This is a genomic window from Streptacidiphilus jiangxiensis (assembly GCF_900109465.1).
GTDB classification, from domain to species: domain Bacteria; phylum Actinomycetota; class Actinomycetes; order Streptomycetales; family Streptomycetaceae; genus Streptacidiphilus; species Streptacidiphilus jiangxiensis.
Genome location: NZ_FOAZ01000020.1, coordinates 48,774 through 70,649 on the forward strand (window position 1 = coordinate 48,774; position 21,876 = coordinate 70,649).

The window sequence follows — 21,876 nt, forward strand, 5'->3', positions numbered from 1 at the left end:
AGCCCGGTCCCGCTCTCATGCCTGCTCGTTGCGCGCGGCGATTCCTTGTCCGTGGTAGAGCTCGTCGTAGTAGTGGAGCACAAGCGGTCGGGTGAGCATGGCCTCGAAGGTCGCGGTGAAGCCGCGTTCGGTGCGCCAGGCGAGGTAGTCGGTGTAGTTGCGGGCCTCGGTCCACTGGGTCAGGCCGGTGACGTGGTCGGGATCGTTCTGGTCGTGCAGGATGCGGATGTCCTCGCAACCCTCGTGCTTGAGGCTCTCGCCCAGGATGTCCAGCAACAGTTGCGCGACGTCGTCGCCGCGACCGGGTTGGGCGAACAGCTCGGCGGTGACCAGCGTGCTCATGGGGATGTTCCTTCTCCGACGGTGACGGGCTCGGCCCGCCGCCGGAGCGTGTGCGGGCCGAGGCCTGGGTGGGGTGGCGGCAAGGCTGCCGGCGGGCCTGTCCTCAGTAGGGCGAGGGCTGGTTGTGGATGATGACCAGCGAGGTGATCTTGCCGCCGGCGTCGGTGAGGTAGTTGGTGAGGACCAGTTCGTCGGGCAGGTTGGTCTTGTCGTAGGTACCGTCGTAGCGCGCCCGCACGATGGTCATGTTGCCGTGGCGCGAGAGCTCCGTGACGTCCATCGTGACCTTGTCCCCGACGATCTCGCGGTCCAGCCAGGCGCGGATCGAGGCGGGGTCGGCGAACTCGCGGCTCGCGTCGTTGACCACGGCGTCGTCCGCGAAGGTCGCCATGATGGCGTCCACGTCGAAGGCGTTCACCGCCTCGATGTAGGCGGCGACGACGTCGGGCAGAGCTGCAGCCTGGGCGTTGGTGTTCATGGGGAATCTCCTCGCAAAGCCTCGGCGCGGTGCGGCGCCTACCACCGACCCTGAGCCCTACCCCCGCGGGAGGGTCAACCGGGGACTGTCCGCTGGACCCTCCGGCAGGGGGAGGGTTGACACTGGTGCCATGCACACGGGCATGACGGTCGGCGAGTTCTCCCGCGCGACCCATCTGAGCATCAAGACGCTGCGGCACTACCACGACGTCGGGCTGCTCGCGCCGGCCGACGTCGACCAGGGCACCGGCTACCGGTACTACTCCCCGGACCAGGTGCCCACCGCGCAGGTGATCGTGCGCCTGCGGGACTTGGACATGCCGGTGGCGGACGTGAAGGCGGTGCTGTCCGCCGAGGACGTGGGCACCCGCAACGAGCTGATCGCCGCGCATCTCGCCCGGCTGGAGGACCGTCTCGCGCAAGCGCAGAGCGCCGTCGAATCCCTGCGCGACCTGCTGGCCCGGCCCGCGCGCGGATCGCACATCGAGTACCGCACCGTCCGTGAGCAGGCGGCGATCGGGATCCGCGAGGTCGTCGACCGCCAGGACCTCGCGGGCTGGTGGCAGGGGGCGCTGGGCGAGCTGCGCGGCTTCACCACCGCCCGTCGACTGCGCCCCACCGGCCCGATGGGCGGTCTCTTCGCGACCGGGCTGGTCGAGGACGAGCGCGGCGAGGCGCTCGTGTTCGTCCCCGTCGACGGCGCCGTGCGCCCGGTAGGGCGGATCGGCGCCGTGGTGGTGCCGGGGGCGGAACTCGCGGTCGCGGTCCACCGGGGGACCCTGCAGACCATCGACCTCACCTACGGCGACCTGGGCACGCATGCGGCCCGCCACGAGATCGGCGTCGACGGCCCGCTGCGCGAGTTCTACCTGCGCGGCCCCCTCGACGTGACCGAGGACGAACTCGTCACCGAGGTCGGCTGGCCCATCTTCCGCGCGAACGGCTGACGGGCCCGTTGACTGGGCGCCGGAGGACACGGCCTCCTCCAGATGCAGGGCCCGGACGGCGACCGAGCACAGGGTCCTGACGGCGCCTCTCCGCTCCGGCGCCCCGCTGAACCGCTCGCTGTCGCGCGGCGTATGCCTGGTCGAGGCCGACGACTTTCATTCGCGTCGGACCTCGACGCGTCCGGCGGTCGCCGTGTGTCCGCTGACCAGCCGCGACACGAAGACTGGGATCACGCCCGGAAGGAAGCCGCGCCATGACCGTCGACGTGCGAGAGCAGATCAGTTCCGGTGCAGCCGGTACGGACCGGGGGCGGCGACCGGAGAACGGGTGGGCGGCCTTCCTGGTCGTCGTGTCGAGCGTCGGCCTCGTCGTCCTGACGGCCGGGATGTGGTACGCCTCCTTGCCCTTGCTGGGCTGTGTGGAGCTGATCTTGGTGATCGGGCTGGGCGCGGGCCTCGCCCGGTTGCGTCGGAAGGACGGCGAGCCAGGACGCTCCTTCTCCTTCTCCCCGCACCTCCGAGATCCTCGGCGGTAGCCCCGAAAGTCATCCGCGCGGCGGCCAGGCACGAAGCCCGTTGACCGTCCGGTAGTTCGTAGTCCGCGAACCCCGCCGTGCGGCCGTCGCGTGCGCCGCCGGAGCGGGCTCTGGCGACACGGTCGTTCGTGGCTCAGCTCCGACCGCCCAGTCCGAGCCACTGATGTTTTCTCAGCGATGACCACTGCCAGTCCGGCTCAGGTTGTCAGTCAGGTTCCGATACGGAAGACGCGTAATTCTGATGCCTCCGTCCTGGGCCCCCACGGCCAGCACCACGCTTCCGTGTTCGTCGACGACGGCGTCGACCGCGGTCCCATCGCCGAGTGCGGGGAGCACAGCGCCGGTCAGGGCGTTCCACTGGCGTACGTGGCCGTTGTCGTCTCCGATGATCACGCGCGCCTCGCCGTTGATCACGGCGCACTTCAGGGCTGTCACACTCGCAAGGTCGTCAGCGAGACGCAGGATCTCACCGCGGCGCTCGCCCGTGCGCGCATCCCAGCGATGGACGGCTGCGCCGGAGTCGCAGGCGGCGAGCAGCAGCTGGCCGTCCGCGAGTTCCAGGAAGGACAGGTCATTGATGATCTCCTCGCCTGCGGACCAAGGGGCACCAATTTGCTCGCCGGTGACTGCGTCCCACAGGCGGACTTGGCCGGTCTCGTCCCCGGAGGCGATGACCGACGTGCCGTCGGACAGGAGCGTCCCGGTGACGGCCCGCACGCCACCCTCGTGACCCGGAAGCGGTCTGCCCAACTGTCGCGCGCTCGCGGCGTCCCACCGGTAAACAGACCCGTTGTCCGAGCCGCCGATCAGCATCGCGCCACCCCCGGGCAGGAGGCTCGAAGCCACGGCGTACACGGGGCATTCGGTCATCCCGATACCTGGCGGCAGCAGGCGACCGGTCTCCCCGCACCATCGGAACATGCCGATCTCCGTGCCGGCGGCAACGATCAAACGACCGTCACTTCCCTGGACCGCTGCCAGGGACGAGACCCACCAGTTCGCCACGCTGTCGTCGGTCGACCGCCAGATCAGATCCCCGCTGACAGGGTCCCAGCGGTGAAGGTACGCGCTCTCGCCCTGCCCCGACGAGAACAGGGTGATCTCGCCGGTGGCCTCCGCCCGATTGATCACGATCGGCCAAACCGGCCCCCGGTGCGCGCCGATGATCCTCACGCCGGCCTCTTCAGCCACTGCTCTGGCCATATCTGCTCCCCCCTACGACCCACCCCGTGCACGAGCAGGCCGAAACGAGCCGGACCTGACTGCGGACGGCCGCGCTGCGCCCGGTAGGACAGGACAGTCTCAGCACAAGATCGTGTCCGCCACCCGGAAGGCTTCACGTTGGTCAGCTATGTTGCCACGTTCGATGTCCCGCGCCACGTTGTGCATCACCTGTCCCCACTGCTTGCCGCGCACCGGCGCCGCATCGGCACTCCGCGCGGCAGTCGGGTGCTGGGCCCGTTCCGGCAGGCCGTAGTTGCACGAGGGCATCGACGTCCTGGCCGACCGGGCACCGACCTGCACGAGGTTCTGGACGGCTGCCGGCACGACGGCCTGACCCACGTGATCCTGGACGGCACGCTGATCGAGTTCGACCGCGTCCCCGGTGTGTGCGGCGACCTCGGTGCAGGCATCGGCGTTCTCGTCCCGGTCCGGCGCCCGAGGGGCCGTGCCGAGCAGGCGCTGCACCCGGACACTCGCACCACCAACAACCTGTTCAGGGGCATTCGCGCCCTGGGAGAAGGCGCGGCCGCCGAGCTCGAACAGCGCTGACGCACCCTGCAGCACGTCACCCTCAGCCCTGGCGGGATCGGCGACATCGCCCGAGCCGCCCTCGTCCTCAACCGAGTCTGGACATGACCATCGCCGAGAAAACGTCACTGCCTCACAGGTTCACCGTGGCTTTGTAGATCGTCGCGGCGCCCCTGGTGCTCGTGGCTTGGATGGACGGGCTGTCGGCGGCTACGAAGCACGATTCACCGGGGGCCAGCGACAGATGCCCGCCTGCCGCGTCGGTCAGTGAGACGTGCCCCGCCGTGCACAGCAGGATCTGCGGGGTGTCCGTGGGCAGCACCCGACTGCCCCAGGCTCCGAGGCGGTAGCGGGACAGACGGAATTCGTCGGTCGGTGCCGGATACCGCTCTTCACCCGGGTGCCCGACCACACGGTGCGGTTGCATCGCCGATGGGTTGCTCGCCCGGAAATCCACGACTCGCAACAGCTCCGGTACGTCGATGTGCTTCGGCGTGAGCCCGGCGCGCAGCACGTTGTCCGAGTTGGCCATCAGCTCGACTCCCAGGCCGCGGAAGTACGCGTGCGGGACGCCCGCGCCCAGGTAGACGGCGTCGCCCGGTCGGAGCACGACGTGGTTCAGCAGCAGCGCCGACAGCAGACCGGCGTCGGCCGGGTAATGGTCGGCCGCCACCGCGTAGTCGCGCAGCATCACCACCTTCGCGAGGTCTGTCGACTCCGCGGCCAGGCGCAGCAGTGCTGCGCGGGTCGCACCGACGAGTTCGGTGACGGTGGCGCTGTCGAGGGTGAGGGCCCAACTCAGCGCCTCGCGTAGGGCCTCCGCCTCGGGCTTGGCCCGCAGGACCTCCACGACCGGCCGCAGTCCGGCCACCCCCAGTTGCTCCAGCAGTGCCGCAGTGTCCAGCGGTGCGCGGAACCCGCACACGCCGGTGAACTCCTCCAGCGCGCACAGCATCTCGGGCTTGTGGTTCGCGTCCCTGTAGTTCCGCTCCCGCGCCTCCAGCGGTACCCCGGCCGCCTCCTCCGCCGCGTACCCTGCCCGCGCCTGCGTGAGGTCCGGGTGCACCTGCACCGACAGCGGCTCACCGGCAGCCAGCACCTTGAACAGGAACGGCAGGGCGGGACCGAACCGGGCCACGGTGGCAGCGCCCAGCTCGGCATCCGGGTCGGCCGCGATCAGCCGGTCCAGGGAGAGCCGACCGTGGCCGCGGTTGACGCCGGACGGCGCACCGGGATGCGCGCCCATCCACAGCTCCGCCTGCGGCTCCCCGCTCGGCTTCACGCCCAACAGCGCTGGAATCGCGGTTCGCGATCCCCAGCCGTACGGACGGACAGTGTTCATCAAGCGATCCACGGACTTGGTCCTGTTCAAAGGTGAGCCCGCGGTGCGTGGGCGCGGGCGTCGGTGCCGGAGAGACGGGGTCTGTCTCACAGGGTGGGGTGGATCCGGGTGCTGCCCGGCCTGGCTTCTGCAGTCTGCGTCAGTCGGTACAGGCGTTCGGCGTTGCCGCCGAACACGGCCTCCCGTTCGCCAGGTGTGAGAGGGGCGAGCAGGTCCCGCGTGACCGCGACCACGCGGGAGTAGTCGGCGGCGAGGGTGGACACCGGCCAGTCGGATCCGAAGAGCAGGCGGCCCGGACCGAAGGCGTCCAGCGCGACATCGACAAAGGGACGCAGGTCAGCCGGTTGCCAGCGGTGCCAGTCCGCCTCGGTCACCAGGCCTGACACCTTCGCCGCTGTGTTCGGCAGGGCCGCGAAGGCGCGCAGGTGGCCGGCCCACGGGGCGAGTGCCCTCTCCGCGACGGGCGGTTTGCCGAGGTGGTCGAGGACGAAGACAGCGCCTGGAAGGGAGATCGCCGCAGCCGTGGCAGCGGGCAGTTGCTCGGCGGTGATGACCAGGTCGTAGGCCAGGCCCGCGGCGGCGACGGCTCGCAGGCCGCGTTGCACGTCCGGTCGAAGCAGCCACTCGGGGTCGGGTTCGCTCTGCACCTGGTGGCGGATGCCGACGAGGTGTTCCCCTCCGGCGCCGGCCCGGAGCGCGGCGAGATTGTCGGCGATGTCGGCGCAGGTGAGGTCGGTCCAGCCGACCACCCCGGCCACCAGAGGATCGGTGTCCGCGAGGGCGAGGAGCTCGGGAGTCTCCTCGGGTACGCAGACCGTCTGGACCAGAACGGTGGAGTCGACGCCGGCCGCCCTCGCCTGCGGGCGTAGCTCGTCCAGGTCGAAGTTCCGCCGTAGGGGGGCCAGCGCAGGCCCGCTGATCCAGTCCTGATCGCGGACGGTGAGGTCCCAGACGTGGTGGTGCGCATCGACAACGCGCGGAGCCCTGGCGGTCACAGCTGCCACACCACCGGGAGCGGTGCGCCGGCGCCGTCGGCGGAGTAGTCGTGGACGACGTCCAGAATCTGCGCCATCCGCTCCTGCCAGGCGACGTTGACGGGCAGTTCGTTGAGCTCGGCGATCAGCTTCGGGTAGTCCTCGACCTCCAGGAGGTGGAAGAGGTCGATGCCGCTGCGCCAGATGGTCCACTCGGTCGCACCGGCGGCCCGGATGGCGGTGACGAGCTCCTCGGGAACCTCGCGGTGAGCCTGCTCGTAGTCTGTGATCCGGTCGGCCATGACGCGGGTGTGCAGGGCGACTCTCATGGGTGCTCCTGGGAAGGGCGGACGATCAGGACCTCGAGTGTGCGTGGGCCGTGGACGCCTTCGACCCGGTCGAGTTCGATGTCGCTGGTGGCGGAGGGGCCGGAGATGAAGGTGAGCGGGCGCGAAGGGTCCAGCCGGGCGATGGCGTCGGGCACGTCGCCCACGATCTGGTCGGCTCGCACGACGCACAGGTGGTAGTCGGGGAGCAAGGTGAGCGCGCGGCGACCCTGTCCGGGGCCGGCGTCGAGCACGAGAGTGCCGGTGACAGCGATGCCCACGGCGCAGGTGGTCAGCACGCCGTCGGCAGCCTCGAGTTCACCGACGTCGAGGGGCTCTGCACGTCGCCGCCAGGCACCGTCGGGAACGAGGTCCTCGGGGAAGCCGGGCGGGACGACGAGAGCGCGCAGGCTGCGGGCGGCGAGCAGCTCGGCGATGGTCGCGCGCGCCGTGTCGGCGGTGGCCTCCACCACGCGGGCACGGTAGTCGGCGACGCGCTCGGCGAACAGCGCGGGGGCGTCCACGTCGGCGTGGCTGCGGTGGTACGCGCGGGGGAGAGGAACATCGTCAGGCGTCTCGTCGGCGGGAACATCGACGAGGGCGTCGCGGATGCGACCGAGGATGGTGTCACGGGCCGTCATCGCTGTTCTCCTGACGGGTGCTGCGGTCGGGTGCGCCGCCACCAGGAGCGGAAGGTTTCGCGCGGGGGTGCGGGCGTGTCGCGGGCGTCCGTCCAGCTGCGCAGGGGCCCCGGGAGGGGGCCGATCACGCCGTTGCGGGCGATCGCCCGTCCGCCGAGCGATGCAGCCTTCTGGGCGGCGGCGAGCCGGCCGGGCGAGGTGAGGATCGCGGTGGCGGCCTTCATCGCGAGTGCCTCGCCGCTGGGGGTGCGTCGTCTGGCGCGCCTGGCCGCGACGGCTTTGGCGCGCAGATGGGTGAGCACCTCGGGGATGTTGATCTGCACCGGGCAGGCGTCGTAGCAGGCGCCACACAAGGTGGAGGCGAAGGGGAGGGTCTCGGCGTGTTCGACGCCGACCAGTTGCGGGGTCAGGATCGCTCCGATCGGGCCCGGATAGACGGAGCCGTAGGCGTGACCGCCGGTGCGTTCATAGACGGGGCACACGTTCAGGCAGGCAGAGCAGCGGATGCAGGCGAGGGCCTGGCGGCCGGTGGTGTCGGCGAGGGTGGCGGTCCGGCCGTTGTCGAGCAGGACGAGATGGAAGGTCTGCGGCCCGTCACCAGGCGTTGTTCCGGTCCAGGTGGAGGTGTAGGGGTTCATCCGCTCGCCGGTGGAGGAGCGCGGCAGCAACTGCAGGAACACCTCCAGGTCCTGCCACTTGGGCAGGACCTTCTCGATGCCCATCACGGTGATCAGCGTCTCCGGGAGCGTCAGGCACATGCGGCCGTTGCCCTCGGACTCGACGACGCCCACGGTTCCGGTCTCCGCGACGGCGAAGTTGGCGCCGGAGATCGCGACCTTCGCCCGCAGGAACTTCTCGCGCAGGTGCAGCCGGGCGGCCGCGGCGAGTGCGCGCGGTTCGTCCGTCAGGCCTTCCGGTGCGGGCCGTCCCCAGTGGGCCATCTCGTGGACGAAGGTCTCCCTGATCTCGGCCCGGCCCAGGTGGATGGCCGGGACGAGGATGTGGGAGGGCCGGTCGTCACGCAGCTGGACGATCAGCTCCGCAAGGTCGGTCTCGTAGGCGCGGATGCCCGCCTCGGCCAAGGCCTCGTTGAGGCCGATCTCCTGCGTGGCCATCGACTTGACCTTCACCACCTCGTCCGAGCCAGTGGCGCGGACGAGTTCGGCGACGATCTCGTTGGCCTCGGCGGCGTCGGCCGCCCAGTGCACGATCCCGCCCGCCCTGGTGACCGACTCCTCCAACTGCAGGAGGTAGCGGTCCAGGTGCCGCAGTACGCGGCGCTTGGTCGCCGCGCCTGCCTCCCGCAGCTGTTCCCAGTCGTCCAGCTCGCCCGTGGCCGCGAGGCGCTTGTCGCGGATCGTGGTGGTGGCCTTGCGCAGGTTACGCCGTAGCTGAGGGTTCGCGAGCGCGGCGCTTGCCGCGCGGGGGAAGGTCGGACTGCCGAGCCAGACCACGTTGGTGCCGGCGTCGCTCACCGTGCGTCTCCTTCGGTCGAGGCGAGGATCTCGGCCAGGTGCAGCGTGCCGATGCCGGTCTGCAGGCGGGACATTCCTCCGCCGATGTGCAGCAGGCAGGAGTTGTCTGCCGCGCAGAGCACGTCCGCGCCTGTGGCGGCGACGTTGCGGATCTTGTCGCCGAGCATGGCCGTGGAGGTTGCGGCGTTCTTGAGCGCGAAGGTGCCACCGAAGCCACAGCAGGAGTCGGCCGCGGGCAGCTCGACCAGGTCGATACCCCGAACGGCGCGCAGGAGCCTCACGGGTTTGTCGCCCAGGCGCAGGCCGCGCAGTGAGTGGCAGGTCGGATGGTAGGTGACCCGGTGCGGGAAGTAGGCGCCCACGTCGGTGACCCCGAGCACGTCCACGAGGAGCTCCGCGAACTCGTGCACGCGCGGTGCCACGGCGGCGACCTGTCGGCCTAGTGCGGCCTCGCCCGACTCCTCGGCCAGGACGGCGTGATGCTCGCGGACCATGCCGGCGCACGAGGCTGACGGGGTCACGATCGCGTCGTAGCCGGCGAAGACTTCGGTGAAGTTGCGCACCAGGGGGGTGGCTTCGGGTCGGTAGCCGGTGTTGAAGTGCATCTGGCCGCAGCACGTCTGCCCGAGGGGGAACTCCACCTGGTGGCCGAGCCGCTCCAGCACCGTGACCACGGCCTTGCCGGTCTCGGGGAACATCGTGTCGTTGAAGCAGGTGATGAACAGGGCGATACGCATCAGGACGCTCCTCGCTCTCCTGCGGGGGCCGGCAGCGGAGCATCCGAGGGCAGCAGACCCTCCTCGCGCAGCACGCTCCAGAGTTCGGCCGGGATCTCCGTCGAGGTCATCAGCGCCGCGTCGAGCGCCTCCGCCGCGCTCCGCGCGCCCACCAGGACGCCGGCGACGGCCGGGTGTCCCAGGGGGAACTGGAGGGCTGCCGCCCGCAGCGGAACGTCGAAGTCCGTGCAGAGAGCCTTGAGTCGCAGCGCACGGTTCAGCAGTTCGGTCGAGGCGGGTGCGTAGTCGAAGGTGGCGCCGGGCTTCGGGTCGGCGAGCAGGCCGGAGTTGAAGACACCACCGACGATCACGGAGATGCCGCGTCGGGCGGCATCGGGCAGCAGGACGTCCAACCCGGTCTGGTCGAGCAGAGAGTAGCGGCCCGCAAGGAGGACGACGTCCATGTCGGTCTCGCGTACGAAGCGGTCGAGCATGCGGGTCTGGTTCATGCCGGCCCCGATCGCGCCGACGGTGCCCTCGGCTCGAAGGCGCTCCAACTCGGGGTAGGCGGAGCCGAAGGCCTGCTCCTCGTGGTCGTCCGGATCGTGCAGGTAGACGATGTCGATCCGGTCCAGGCCGAGCCGCGTCAGGCTGGCCTCGATACTGCGACGGACCCCGTCGGCGCTGAAGTCCCACACCCGCTCGAACTCCGCCGGGACGGCGAAGCCCTGGGCGAGGTCGTCCCCGCCCGGCTCCGTCGTCGGCCGCAGCAGGCGACCGACCTTGGTCGAGAGGACGTATTCGTCGCGCGGTCGCTCGCGCAGAGCCGAGCCGAGGCGGCGCTCGGACAGGCCCAGGCCGTAGTGCGGGGCGGTGTCGAAGGAGCGGACACCGCTGTCCCAGGCCGCGTCGACGGTCCCACGAGCCTGCTCGTCACTGATCGCGGTGAACAGGTTCCCCAGGGGGGCGGCACCGAGTGAGAGCTCTGTGACGTGTGTGGCGCTGCGCCCGAGTGGCAGGGTGCGCATGATCGGATCGCCTTTCGAAGCTGGTGGCCGGCCGGCCGGAGCGCAGCGACACCCTCGAGTCGGCTGCGGTCCGGCCGGGGTCTTGGCCCTGACGGGCAGGTCCGGCGGGAGGGTTACGGTGCGGCCGGGCGCAGGCGGAGGCCGCCCATGCCGCCGTCGACGGCGAGTGCGGTACCGGTGGTGGACCCCGCCAGCGGACCTGCCAGGTAGGCGACTGCGGCGGCGACCTCGTCCGGCAGGACAAGTCTTCCGTGCGGCTGGCGTGCCTGCAGGGCGGCGCGCTCGGCGGCCGGATCCTCGGCGGCGCCGAGCAGACGGCCCACCCAGGGCGTGTCGACCGTGCCGGGGTTGACGCAGTTGACGCGGATGCCCTCGCGGACATGGTCGGCGGCCATGGCCAGAGTGAGAGACAGGACGGCGCCCTTGCTGGCGGAGTAGAGCGCACGCTGCGGCAGGCCGGCTGTGGCGGCGATCGAGCACATGTTGACGATCGCCGCATGGTCCGAGCCCCGCAGATGGGGGAGCGCGGCGCGGGTGGTGCGCACGATGCCCAGTACATTGACGTCCATCACCCGCTGCCACTGCTCGTCGTCGTTGTCCTCGACCGTGCCCGCAGCGCCGATCCCGGCGTTGTTCACCAGGATGTCCAGGCCACCGAGCGCGGATGCGGCCGAAGCGACCGCCGCACGGACGGAGGCGTCGTCGCTCACATCCGCCGCGAAGCCCAGCAGCGGCATCTCGACGCCGCGCGGGTCGAGGTCCAGCACGGCGACCTCGGCGCCCCGCGTGGCGAGCAGGCGCGCCGTCGCCAGGCCGATGCCGGAGGCACCCCCGGTGACCAGCGCGCGCAGGCCCTCCAGTTCCGCGCTCATGCCGGAACCTCCGCCGTCTCGGCCTGCCGGTGCGCCAGATCAGCGGCCCAGAAGGCCCCGGCCGGGTAGCGGTAGGTGTCGACGGCCTCCGGACGCAGCTCCGCGGAGAACCCCGGAAGGCTCGGGGCCACGTAGTGGCCGTCGCGGATGACGGCAGGGTCGACGAAGTGCTCGTGCAGGTGGTCGGCGAACTCGACGGCGCGTCCTTCGGTCGTGCCCGTCAGCGCCACGAAGTCGAACATCGACAGGTGGCGAACCAGCTCGCACAGGCCGACGCCACCGGCGTGCGGGCAGACCGGGACGCCGAACTTGGCCGCGAGCAGCAGGATCGCGAGGTTCTCGTTGACGCCGCCGACCCGGGTGGAGTCCAACTGCAGCACGTCGATGGCGCCCGCCTGGAGCAGCTGCTTGAACACGACGCGGTTCTGTACGTGCTCGCCGGTCGCGACCCGGATCGGGGCGACACGCTCACGGATGGCGGCGTGGCCCAGCACGTCGTCGGGGCTGGTCGGCTCCTCGATCCAGTACGGGTCGAACTCCGCCAGGGCCTTGGTCCAGGCGACGGCCTCGTCGACGTTCCAGCGCTGGTTGGCGTCGATGGCCATCCGGATGTCCGGACCTATGGTCGCGCGCGCGGTGCGGCAGCGACGGATGTCGTCCTCCAGGTCGGCACCGACCTTCAGCTTGATCTGGCGGAAGCCGGCGGCGAGCGCCTCGTTGGCGAGGCGGACCAGCTTCTCGTCGGAGTACCCGAGCCAGCCCGGCGAGGTGGTGTAGGCCGGGTAGCCCTGCCGGCGCAGTTCGGTCGCGCGCTCGGCGGCGCCCTTCTTGCCGTCCCGGAGCAGTTCCAGGGCCTGTTCGGGGGTGAGTGCGTCGGCGATGTAGCGGAAGTCGACCTGGGAGACCAGCCACTGCGGATCCGCGTCGGCGAGGAACTGCCACAGCGGCAGTCCGGCGCGCTTGGCGGCCAGGTCCCAGACCGCGTTGACGACGGCGCCGACGGCCATGTGCATCACGCCCTTCTCCGGGCCGAGCCAGCGCAGTTGGCTGTCGCCGTTCAGGTCCCGGTAGACCGAGCCGGGGTCCGCGCAGACCTCCTCGACGCAGCGGCCCAGCAGGTAGGGGCGCAGCGCGTCGATGGCGGCCACCTGCACGTCGTTGCCGCGGCCGATGGTGAAGGTGAAGCCGTGGCCCTCCAGGCCGTCGCCCGCGTCGGTGCGCAGCACCAGGTAGGCGGCGGAGTAGTCGGGGTCGGGATTCATCGCGTCGGAGCCGTCCAGCTCGCGCGAGGTGGGGAAGCGGATGTCGTAGGTCTCCAGCGCGGTGATCCGCGCCTGTCCGGGCGACGGGGGAGTCGACAACTGAGTGCCTTTCATGCGGAGGCGAAGGTCTGGCGCTGCGTGCCCAGGTGGTCGATGGCGAGCTCGACGCGCTGGCCGGGGCGCAGGTACGGCTGGTCGGGCAGGCCCAGCGCCACGCCGGCCGGGGTGCCGGTGTTGATCACGTCGCCCGGCTCCAGCACCAGGTACTGGCTGAGGTAGCGGACGATCTCGGCGACATCGAAGATCATGTTCTTGGTGTGGCCGTCCTGCCGGGGGACGCCGTCCACGGCCAGCCGAAGTCCGAGGTCCTGCGGGTCGCCGACCTCGTCGGCCGTCACCAGCCAGGGGCCGAGCGGGTTGAAGGTCTCGCAGGACTTGCCGAGGTCCCACTGGCTGGAGAACTCGAGCTGGAACTCCCGCTCGGAGACGTCGTTGCTGATCGCGTAGCCGGCGACACAGGCCAGGGCCTCCTCTCGCGAGGCCAGGTAGCGGGCCCGGCGGCCGATCACGACGGCGAGCTCCACCTCCCAGTCCGTCTTCGCCGAACCGCGCGGGATCAGCACCTGGTCGTACGGACCGACCACGGTGCCCGGGTCCTTCATGAAGACCACGGGCCGGTTCGGGATCGCGGCGCCGGTCTCCTCCGCGTGGTCGCGGTAGTTGAGGCCGATGCAGACGACCTTGCCTGGGCGGGCGACCGGGGCACCGAGACGCCGACCTGCCGCCGGGGGCGCGAGCTCGGGGAGCGAGCCCTCGGCGAGCGCCGCACGCACGCGGTCGAGCCCGCCCGAGGCGAGGAACGGCCCGTCGATGTCGGGGGTGACACCGGTCAGGTCGAGGTAGCGCGGGTGACCGTCGGCGGCGGTCTCGAGCAGGGCCGGCCGTTCGGCCCCGGGGGCTCCGATGCGCAGCAGTTTCACGGTCCAGAACCTCCGCGGGCGGGGAAGGGGGAAGGGGAGGGGAAGCGGGATTGCCCCCAATACATCCGATGAATGGGGGAGAGGATGCCACGAATCTACGAGCCGAAGGGCAACTGCGCAAGGATTCATCCGACTATTGCTGCTCAGTCATCCGATGAATCATGATGGACACGAGTCCAGCCCCCACGATCCGAGGAGCACCGCGATGGCCCTGACCGACCAGGCGATCGACAAGATCAAGGCCATGATCGTGTCCGGTGAGCTGCCGCCCGGCTCCCGGCTGCCCAAGGAGGGCGAACTGGCCCTCCAGTTGGGCCTGTCCCGAAGCTCCCTGCGCGAGGCGGTGCGCGCCCTGACGGCGATGCAGATCCTGGTCACCCGCCAGGGCGACGGCACGTACGTCTCCGACCTCGAACCGCAGCGGCTGCTGGAGAACCTCTCCTTCGTCTCGGACGTCTCGCGCGGCGCCACCGCCCTGCACCTGCTCCAGGTCCGGCGCCTGCTCGAACCCCAGGCCGCGGCGCTGGCCGCGACCCGCGCGACCGAGGAGGACCTCGCGGCGCTGCGCAGGATCCTCGACGAGGCGACAGCGGCCGGGGACGTCGAGGAGTTCATCCGCTGCGACATCGACTTCCACCGCGCGATCGCGGACCTGGTCGCCAACCCGGTGCTGTCGGCAATCCTGGACATGCTCTCGACGCAGACCCAGCGGGTGCGCATCCTGCGCGGCACCGAGGCGGCCCAGGCGATCGACCACGCCCACCGTGAGCACGAGGCGATCCTTGCCGCGCTGCGCGACGGCGACGCGCAACTGGCGGCGGCCGCCGCCGCGGTGCACGTGGCCGCCCTGGAGCGCTGGGTCCGCGACGCGGGCGGTCACTGACCACCCCCGTCGGGTTCTGTGGTCGGCACCACCGGCAGGATCAGCCGCGACGGGCGTGCGGCGTCGTGGTGCACCCGCCGGACACCGCCGGAGCCGCGGTCCCACCGCGGGAAGCAGCTCGCGGTGATCTGAAGCCGGATGCGGTGTCCGGGCAGGAAGACGTGGGCGGTCGACCACAGGTCGATCTCGTGCTCCGTGGCGCTGCCGTCGGTTCGGACGATTCCGTCGGCGACGGTGCGGGACACCCCGTCCGTACCGACGTCGCAGAGCCGTGCCACCCAGTCCGAGCCGGGCGCGCCGGCCTCGGCGGCGAGCACGACCCGGAGACGTCCGATGACTTCGAGTGGCGCGGACAGCGGCTCGCCGGTGTAGACGAGGACGTCCTCGCGCCGCTCGATGTCGCGCTGATCGAGCGGACCGGCCGGGAACTGCGGGGCCATCAGGATCGCACCGCCGTGCGTGGGCACCGGATCGTCCGGGTCGCACCGGCACTCGTCCGAGGACGTGTCCGGTACGTCCGCCGCAGGGGGACGCGGGGAGAGCCGCCCGCCCGCGTGCAGGTACCAGGCCACCTCCTGCGACTGGGGCGGCCAGGCGGCAAGGGGCCGCCACTGGTTGACGCCCATCACGAAGACCACCACCGTCGGCTCCTCCGGTCCCGGCGGTCCCGAGGGTCCCGACGGCTCCTCCGGCCCCGGCGGTCCCGTCGGTCCCGGCGGCGCGGCCCTGACGTGGCGGTCCAGCCAGTCCAGCTCCCGGGCGAGCAGACGGCCCGTCGCGTCCGCGGCCGGGCCGAAGTCGGCGTCGCCCAGGCGGCCGCTCAGATCGGTGTGGGACCAGGGGCCGACGATCAACGCAGCGGGCGCCCCAGCCCGCTCGGCGGCGGCGTAGCCGTCCAGGCTGCCCTGGAGGAAGCAGTCGAACCAGCCGGCCACGACCAGCACCGGCGGCAAACGCTCTGGTACCGATGGTCGCGTCGCCTCCGGCAGCGGCAGGGCCAGGCGGTGCAGGCTGGGCAGTCGGTCGGCCGGCAGCTCCCAGTACGTGTCGGACACCAGGTCCGTCAGCGCCGTCTCCAGGTCGGCGAGTCGGCGTGCCCGTTCGGTGGGGCGGTTCCCGTACCGGCGCTCCAGCACGTTCTGCCCGAGAGTCAGCGTCCAGTGGGTGACCAGCCCGAGTTCGTGGGCGCCGCCGCGTGCGATCAGCCCGTCGCGGGGGTCCCACCAGGTGAGCTCGGGGACGGCCGCGCGAAGGGCCGGCGGCTGCGCGGCGATCGCGGCCCACTGGGTGTGCCCGAGGTAGCTGGGCCCGTACAGGCCCACGCGCCCGTCGGCGCCGGGCAGCCCGGCCGCCCACTGGACGCTGTCGAAGCCGTCCTCGCCCTCGTGGACCATCGGTCGCCACCGGCCGCCGGAGCGGAATCGCCCGCGGCAGTCCTGGACGACGACCAGGAAGCCGCGACCGGCGGCGGCCCACGGGTCCAGGCGCGCCAGCACGCCGGGATCCCGCTTGCCGTACGGCGTGCGGGCCAGCAGCACCGGCCAGGGCCCGGCCCCGGCCGGGCGGTAGAGGTCGGCACGCAGGACGGTGCCGTCGCGCATCGTCGCCTCCACGTCGGCCTCGGTCCGGGCGACGCGGGGAGCGTGATGTGCCACGGCACCTCCTACCTCTGGTGTGGCTGGCGTCAGCCGATGGTCAGGTCGTCGATGTAGCCGCGGTACCCACCGGTGGAGTTGGGGTTGTCGTAGCCGACCAGCAGCCGACTGATCTGCTTGTTGGCGTTGTTCGTGCCCAGGTTGACCGTCACGTGGTTCCAGGCGTCGAGCGTCAGGCGCCCGCACTGCTTCGCGGGATGGATGCCGTTGCCGTTCTGGTCCACGGCGCCCGAGTCCCGCAGGGTGCTGCCGTCGGTGAAGATCATGTCGATGGCGACACACTCGCTGTTGGTGGAGCCTGCGGAGACATAGGGCGTGGTGGCGTTGCTCTGCGGATAGATCCAGTAGCTGAGGGTCTTGCCGGAGCCGATCGCCAGGGGGGCGCCGCTGAGGTCGTAGACCTTCAGGTAGGCGTGCACGTTGCTGCCGCCCTGCCCGGAGCCGGAGTACATCAGCGAGCCGCTGCCGGTGTGGGCGGTCTCGCCGGTGCGGATTCCGGCCTCGGGGCCGGTCAGGCCGCAGCAGAGACCGGTGACGGAGGACAGGCCACCGCCGGTGGAGTCGACGGTGTCGGTCCAGGTCAGCGCCGGGTCGCCGGACTCGAAGCCGGAGCTGAAGGTGGAGGTGGTGCTGGTCTGCAGCGGCTGCGTCAGCTCGGTCTGGATCGTCGCGAGCGAGGTGCCGGCCGGAGCGAGGTCGAGGGTGTCACCGGCTGAGGTGGCGATGGTGATCTTCGTGCCGGAGACGGTCCCGGTGTCGGTGCCGTTGCGGTAGACCTCGACGCTGCCGGGCCAGGGGTTGGTGAAGGTGAAGCTGCCGCCGTTCTGGCTGACCACCCGGGCGTACTGGACGGCGTTGGCAGCCAGGCTGCTGGAGATCTCGAAGTCGCCGTAGGCGAGCAGGTCCCCGAACTTCGCGTTGGTGTTGGCCGGCCAGTCGGGGAAGAGCTTGACGTCGTTCTGGAACGACTGCAGCAGCATCTCGTCGAGGCCGGACGTGGTGACGTTGATGTTCTCGATCCCGCCGCCGTTGTGGTGGACGGCCATGTTGGGGTAGCTCTCGTTGGTCGCCTCGTCGTGCAGGTTGGTGAGGATGGTGTTCGGGTTGTAGCCCACGCGCGCGGCGGCCGCGTAGAAGGTGGCCGGGGCGTTGCTGCCGTTCCAGGCGTTGGTCAGCGCGCCGATGGTGTTCTGCGCGGTGGACAGCAGGGTCGAGCCGGAGTCCAGGCCGATCAGGCTGCCGGGGTAGATCGCCTGGGAGTCGATGTCGTTGCCGTCGTTGTAGAAGTCGCTGCCGACCTCGGTCTCGCGCAGGATCGTCTGGCCGTTCAGCGTCATCGTCGGCAGCGCGCTGAGGTGGGAGACGATGTTCTGCCAGGTGGCGCGGGTGGTGGCGTCCTGGTTGAGCGCGGTGCTCATGTCGATCAGGCCCTGGAAGAGCAGGTGGACCAGGCCGAGCGAGAGGCCGGAGTTGGTCTGCGGGTAGGCCTGGTCCTCGTGCGGGGCGTCGTTGGTGATCACGTACCGGTTGTTGGTGGCGTCCCAGGTCAGGTAGTTCTGCCAGAACAGGCCGACCTGCTTGAGCCAGGGGTAGACGGTGGTGGCGTACGTGGTGTCACCGGTGTACTCGAAGCGCATCACCATGTCGCTGGCGAGGTTCGCCGCGTTCGACTTCTGGTTGTGCAGGTTGGTGTCCGCGCTGGTGCCCTTGGGCGACAGGCCCACCGGGTAGAGCACGCCGGTGTAGCCGTTCGACGTCGCCAGGGACTGGCCGGCGGACTGCCAGTCCAGGACCGGCTGGTCGTAGGCGGCCATCTGCGCGATGTGGTTGGTGGACAGCGCGGCGTAGAACGGGGCCTCGTAGTTGTAGTTGGTGTGGTAGTCGCCGTTCCAGTTCATCGCCCCGGTGATCCAGTTGCCCCACAGGCCGGGGGCGTACTTGCCGGAGCGGGAGACGCAGCCGAGCAGGTACAGGGAGCCGTACCAGCTCTTCTCCACGGCCTTGTCGGGGATCTCGACGAACGACTGCGACCAGTAGCTCTGCCACCAGGAGCGGTGCGCGGCGTTGTGGTTGTTCACGTCCGTCTGCGTGAGGCTCTGCACCAGCGAGTCGGCACTCGACTGCCAGGACGAGCTGTCGATGCTGGAGACGATCCCGGTGACCAGCGTCGCCGAGGCGCCGGGCTGGAGCGTCATGCTCAGCGTGTTGCCCGAGATCGTCTGGGCCTGGCCGATGATCCGCGCCGCCATCCGCGCGTGCGGGTCGTTGCCGGTGCCGGTGTCCGCGTAGACGTCGGCGTCGAGGTCGTTGCCGGTGGTGGCGACGGTCGGGGTGCCGCCGGAGCCGTTCTGGAGCGAGATGCCGATGTTCTGCGCGCTGCCGCCGGCCAGGGTGAACGAGGTGACGACCGTGCCGGAGTTCGCGTCGACCCAGCTGCTGGTGGTCAGCGTCTGGCCGTTCAGGGTGTAGGTGCCGTCGACCTCGGCGTGGGCGATGTCCTGCACCACGTGGTACGAGGAGCCGTTGAGCCCGGACGCGTTGATCACGATCCGGCCGAGCGGCTTGATCGCGTGGCTGGAGGAGGAGAAGAAGTCGTTCTTGCCGACGTACAGGGTCTGGTTCGCGATCGACCCGCCGACGGCCACGCCGAGGTCGCCGTTGCCCATCAGGGGTGCGTCGACACTCTCGCCGCTGGTCAGCTGCGTGGGCGGGGTGGTCCACACCCCGGTGTACTGCTGGGCGATGCGCCAGGCCTGGTTGGCGGTGACCGTGTCCGCCAGTGCGGGGCTCGACAGTGCCGTGGTGACCATGGCACCGGCGAGCCCCATCACGGTGGCGACGCTGACCAGCCTCCTGGGTCGCACTCTCAGCTTCATGACCGGACCTCTCATCCGCGGGGTGGGGAGATGGAAGTCGCCTGGCGCGCAGGGAGAACCGCAGGGAGAACCCTTGACGGGGGGAACGCCGCAGACCGCGACACCGGGGCCGGGCCCTCACGCGCATGGCGGAATCGACGGAGTGAGGGCCCGTGGCGAAATAACGTTATCGCGAAAGATTGCGGGTGCCCCGAGCGCGTGTCAAGACTCCCGTCACACGGCGGTGATCCGCCGGAAACCCCCGAAAGCCCCGGGGGAGACTAGGGCTTCAGCTCCCCGGAACCGCGGACCTTCAAGGTCACCGGCACGACCACGGTCTGCACCGGGCGGCTCGGGTCGGCCATCCGGGCACGCAGCAGCTCGACGGCCGTGCGGCCGATCGTGAAGGTCTCCTGGGCGACCACCGTGAGGGCCGGCTGCAGCAGGTCGGCGAGCGGCACCTCGTCGAAGCCGACGATCGCCAGCTGCGCGGCGGCCTGCGGGCCGAGGCACCGCAGGACCGTGAGCGTGGTGTCCATGTTGCCCGTGACCAGGGCGGTTGCCGGGTCGTCGCCGTGCAGGGCGGTGTCCAGCGCGGCGCAGACGCGCTCGGTGGTGATCGGGCCGGGGTGCACCAGCCCCTCGATCGGCTGGCCGTGGGCCCGCAGCGCGGCGCGGAACGCGGCGGCGCGTTCCCGGCCCGAGAAGACGAGCTCGCTGTCGCCGATGTAGGCGATGCGGCGGTGCCCGTGCTGGGAGAGGTGGTGGAACGCGATGCCGATGCCGGAGGCGTTGTCGGACATGACGCAGTCCACCGAGATGCCGCTCATCGGCCGGTCCATCGCCACCAGCGGCATGCCCGCGTCCAGCTCCGGCTGCAGGTAGGCGTGGTTCTCGCCGTACGGCTCGACGATGATGCCGTCCAGGCGCTGGCGGCACATGGAGATCAGGATCTCCCGCTCCCTGGGCTCGTCGAAGTCCGTGGAGGCCGCCAGCAGCGTCAGCCCGCAGTCGCGGGCCGTCTGCTCGATGGCGGCCAGCTCCGGGTTGACCTCGGCGATCCTGCGGACGGCGGCACCTATGGTCCCCGTGACGCCGGTCCGCAGCTGGCGTGCGCGCTCGTCGGGGCGGAAGTTCAGGGCGGCGATGGCGGCCTCGACCTTGCTCACATATTCGGGTCCTACGGTGGGGTCGTTGTTGACCACCCGCGAGACCGTCCGCAGGGCCACCCCGGCCTCGCGGGCGACGTCGACCATCGTCGGCCGCTTCGGCCGGCCGCCGTTCCCACCCCGTGCCTGACTCATGCCGCTGACTCCTCGTTCTGCCTGTGGACCGTTATCAGATCGACTCTTGACACATTCCCGCAACGCGAGCCTATCCTCGCGATAACGTTATCTCGAAGGTGACCAGGCGTCGATACGCACCGCGATCCGCCCCCCACCCCTCGGATCACATCCCCCATCGGGTCACATCACCACTCAGGAGACAGACTCCCATGCGGCACACTCGTCTGACTGCGGCATGCATCGCCGCCGGGCTCGCCCTGCTCACCGGTTGCTCTGCCGCGTCGACCGGCGGCTCGGCGGCTGCGGGCGGCACCACCCTGACGTATCTCACCTTCGAGACCCCCAGCCTGACGGCGTCGTTCTGGGACACCTCGATCGCCAACGGTGAGAAGAAGGTCCCCGGCCTGACGATCAAGAAGATCGTCGCTCCGAGTACGGACCGCGACGCGTACGCCAAGCAGCTCCAGGCGTCCGGGCAGTTCCCCGACCTGCTCCAGTCGATCACGCCCTCGACGTTCGCCACGGCCGGCCTGCTCAAGCCGTACGACCAGAACTGGGTGAACGCGAACTTCATGCTGCCCATGGGCAACGCCTACAAGGGCAAGGTCTACATCCCGCCGACCAACTCCCAGATCATCCCCATGGTCTTCTACAACAAGAAGATGTTCGCCAAGGCCGGCATCACCGCGGTGCCCAAGACCTGGGCGGACTTCATGGCGGTGAACGCCAAGCTCAAGGCCGCCGGCATGACCCCGATCGAGCTCGGCGGCGGCGACCCGTTCGCCGCGTCGATGCCGCTGGTCGGCATTCTGTCCGCGGACGTGCTGGGCAAGGACCCGAACTGGCTCCAGGAGCGCTACGCCGGCAAGGTCCACTTCACGGACGCCAACGTCGAGGCGGCCGTGGCCAAGTACCGCACCATGGTCAAGAACGGGGACTTCGAGGACGGCGCGCTGGGCGTCAAGTACGCCGACTCGATCACCAACTTCACCTCCGGCAAGACCGCGATGTACATGATGGGCAGCTGGTTCCTCGGCTCCGTGCCCAAGGCCAACGCCGACGACTTCGGCTCCTTCATGACCCCGACCGACGACGGCTCGCTCGTCGTGCCCTTCGCGGTGGGCGGCTCCATGGCGATCAGCGCCAAGACGGCCGACCCGGCCAAGGCCACCGCCTTCGCCGAGGCCTGGTCGCTGGACCCGGCCAACTACAAGACCCTGATCGAGGGCGACGGCGCGTTCCCGATGCTCAAGGGCAAGACCCTGGCCGACTACAACGTGAACGTCACCCAGGTCTTCAAGGACTCCTACTCCTACGTCACCGACCAGAACACCAAGGTCTCGGCGTTCGGCTGGGCGACCAACGACGACTCCATGCCGTCCGGGCTCAACGACGCCTTCTACGCGGCCAGCCAGGCGCTGTTCACCTCGGACGACGTGAACGGGCAGATGGCCAAGCTCGACGCCGCCTGGGACGCGGCGACCAAGTAGGAGCCTGCCCCCGCCCCCTCACCCGGCGCCGTGCTCC

General features: G+C 70.5%; 21 protein-coding genes. 4 read left to right on the plus strand and 17 right to left on the minus strand.

What is annotated here, in order from left to right; translation table 11 throughout:
- Positions 1 to 15: 15 nt before the first annotated feature.
- Together BMY61_RS31705 and BMY61_RS31710 are read right to left on the minus strand one after the other, a co-directional pair.
- A complete protein-coding gene (locus BMY61_RS31705; RefSeq protein ID WP_042446817.1) occupies positions 16 to 342 on the minus strand; it encodes a putative quinol monooxygenase in 327 nt (108 codons plus the stop codon).
- A 103-nt stretch (positions 343 to 445) separates the two neighbouring features.
- The gene (locus BMY61_RS31710; protein ID WP_042446814.1) at positions 446 to 820 is read right to left on the minus strand and encodes a nuclear transport factor 2 family protein; all 375 of its coding nucleotides are present in this window, start codon (positions 818 to 820) and stop codon (positions 446 to 448) included.
- Between the two features lie 130 nt (positions 821 to 950).
- Here BMY61_RS31710 and BMY61_RS31715 point away from each other — a divergent pair, with 130 nt between their 5' ends.
- Both BMY61_RS31715 and BMY61_RS31720 read left to right on the plus strand, forming a co-directional pair.
- On the plus strand, positions 951 to 1,766 hold the full coding sequence (locus tag BMY61_RS31715) for a MerR family transcriptional regulator (RefSeq protein ID WP_042446803.1): 816 nt from the start codon (positions 951 to 953) through the stop codon (positions 1,764 to 1,766).
- A 254-nt stretch (positions 1,767 to 2,020) separates the two neighbouring features.
- Positions 2,021 to 2,302: a hypothetical protein gene (locus BMY61_RS31720; RefSeq protein ID WP_042446792.1), complete on the plus strand. Its 282-nt coding sequence runs from the start codon at positions 2,021 to 2,023 to the stop codon at positions 2,300 to 2,302.
- Between the two features lie 171 nt (positions 2,303 to 2,473).
- Here BMY61_RS31720 and BMY61_RS31725 read toward each other — a convergent pair whose 3' ends face one another.
- The 12 genes from BMY61_RS31725 to BMY61_RS31785 all read right to left on the minus strand — a co-directional run bounded on the left by BMY61_RS31725 (position 2,474) and on the right by BMY61_RS31785 (position 13,670).
- Positions 2,474 to 3,505 carry a WD40 repeat domain-containing protein gene (locus BMY61_RS31725; RefSeq protein WP_042446789.1) on the minus strand — a complete coding sequence of 344 codons (1,032 nt, stop codon included), beginning with the start codon at positions 3,503 to 3,505 and terminating at the stop codon, positions 2,474 to 2,476.
- A gap of 99 nt (positions 3,506 to 3,604) precedes the next feature.
- A complete protein-coding gene (locus tag BMY61_RS46620) occupies positions 3,605 to 4,090 on the minus strand; it encodes a hypothetical protein (RefSeq protein ID WP_177240401.1) in 486 nt (161 codons plus the stop codon).
- Positions 4,091 to 4,187: 97 nt separating this feature from the next.
- Positions 4,188 to 5,408: a mannose-6-phosphate isomerase, class I gene (manA, locus tag BMY61_RS31740; protein WP_042446786.1), complete on the minus strand. Its 1,221-nt coding sequence runs from the start codon at positions 5,406 to 5,408 to the stop codon at positions 4,188 to 4,190.
- Between the two features lie 74 nt (positions 5,409 to 5,482).
- Complete coding sequence (locus BMY61_RS31745; protein ID WP_042446784.1) at positions 5,483 to 6,391, minus strand: amidohydrolase family protein; 909 nt, start codon at positions 6,389 to 6,391, stop codon at positions 5,483 to 5,485.
- Positions 6,388 to 6,699 carry an L-rhamnose mutarotase gene (locus BMY61_RS31750; RefSeq protein WP_042446782.1) on the minus strand — a complete coding sequence of 104 codons (312 nt, stop codon included), beginning with the start codon at positions 6,697 to 6,699 and terminating at the stop codon, positions 6,388 to 6,390. Before BMY61_RS31750 ends, BMY61_RS31745 begins: the two co-directional genes overlap by 4 nt.
- A complete protein-coding gene (locus BMY61_RS31755; RefSeq protein ID WP_042446779.1) occupies positions 6,696 to 7,337 on the minus strand; it encodes a LutC/YkgG family protein in 642 nt (213 codons plus the stop codon). Before BMY61_RS31755 ends, BMY61_RS31750 begins: the two co-directional genes overlap by 4 nt.
- On the minus strand, positions 7,334 to 8,812 hold the full coding sequence (locus tag BMY61_RS31760) for a lactate utilization protein B (protein WP_042446776.1): 1,479 nt from the start codon (positions 8,810 to 8,812) through the stop codon (positions 7,334 to 7,336). The genes BMY61_RS31755 and BMY61_RS31760 overlap by 4 nt, the downstream gene beginning before the upstream one ends.
- Positions 8,809 to 9,549, minus strand: a complete 741-nt coding sequence (locus BMY61_RS45420; protein ID WP_042446773.1) for a (Fe-S)-binding protein — start codon at positions 9,547 to 9,549, stop codon at positions 8,809 to 8,811. The genes BMY61_RS31760 and BMY61_RS45420 overlap by 4 nt, the downstream gene beginning before the upstream one ends.
- Positions 9,549 to 10,556 (minus strand): aldo/keto reductase, encoded by a 1,008-nt coding sequence (locus BMY61_RS31770; protein WP_042446770.1) that lies wholly within the window; start codon positions 10,554 to 10,556, stop codon positions 9,549 to 9,551. The genes BMY61_RS45420 and BMY61_RS31770 overlap by 1 nt, the downstream gene beginning before the upstream one ends.
- Before the next feature lie 113 nt (positions 10,557 to 10,669).
- Complete coding sequence (locus BMY61_RS31775; protein ID WP_042446768.1) at positions 10,670 to 11,428, minus strand: SDR family NAD(P)-dependent oxidoreductase; 759 nt, start codon at positions 11,426 to 11,428, stop codon at positions 10,670 to 10,672.
- Positions 11,425 to 12,804 carry an L-fuconate dehydratase gene (locus tag BMY61_RS31780; protein WP_042446765.1) on the minus strand — a complete coding sequence of 460 codons (1,380 nt, stop codon included), beginning with the start codon at positions 12,802 to 12,804 and terminating at the stop codon, positions 11,425 to 11,427. Before BMY61_RS31780 ends, BMY61_RS31775 begins: the two co-directional genes overlap by 4 nt.
- Positions 12,801 to 13,670 (minus strand): fumarylacetoacetate hydrolase family protein, encoded by an 870-nt coding sequence (locus tag BMY61_RS31785; protein WP_042446762.1) that lies wholly within the window; start codon positions 13,668 to 13,670, stop codon positions 12,801 to 12,803. Before BMY61_RS31785 ends, BMY61_RS31780 begins: the two co-directional genes overlap by 4 nt.
- Before the next feature lie 205 nt (positions 13,671 to 13,875).
- On the opposite strand from BMY61_RS31785, the gene BMY61_RS31790 reads away from it, so the two are divergent.
- Positions 13,876 to 14,553 carry a FadR/GntR family transcriptional regulator gene (locus BMY61_RS31790; RefSeq protein WP_042446760.1) on the plus strand — a complete coding sequence of 226 codons (678 nt, stop codon included), beginning with the start codon at positions 13,876 to 13,878 and terminating at the stop codon, positions 14,551 to 14,553.
- Here the strand turns inward: BMY61_RS31790 and BMY61_RS31795 are convergent.
- From BMY61_RS31795 to BMY61_RS31805, 3 genes are all read right to left on the minus strand, one after another.
- A complete protein-coding gene (locus BMY61_RS31795; protein ID WP_236655987.1) occupies positions 14,547 to 16,208 on the minus strand; it encodes a CocE/NonD family hydrolase in 1,662 nt (553 codons plus the stop codon). The two genes, BMY61_RS31790 and BMY61_RS31795, sit on opposite strands and share 7 nt — an antisense overlap.
- Positions 16,209 to 16,237: 29 nt before the next feature.
- Positions 16,238 to 19,084 (minus strand): glycosyl hydrolase family 95 catalytic domain-containing protein, encoded by a 2,847-nt coding sequence (locus BMY61_RS31800; RefSeq protein ID WP_042446757.1) that lies wholly within the window; start codon positions 19,082 to 19,084, stop codon positions 16,238 to 16,240.
- Positions 19,085 to 19,344: 260 nt separating this feature from the next.
- Positions 19,345 to 20,367: a LacI family DNA-binding transcriptional regulator gene (locus BMY61_RS31805; RefSeq protein ID WP_042446754.1), complete on the minus strand. Its 1,023-nt coding sequence runs from the start codon at positions 20,365 to 20,367 to the stop codon at positions 19,345 to 19,347.
- Between the two features lie 191 nt (positions 20,368 to 20,558).
- Between BMY61_RS31805 and BMY61_RS31810 the strand changes: the two genes are divergently transcribed.
- A complete protein-coding gene (locus tag BMY61_RS31810) occupies positions 20,559 to 21,839 on the plus strand; it encodes an ABC transporter substrate-binding protein (RefSeq protein WP_042446753.1) in 1,281 nt (426 codons plus the stop codon).
- Positions 21,840 to 21,876 lie beyond the last annotated feature (37 nt).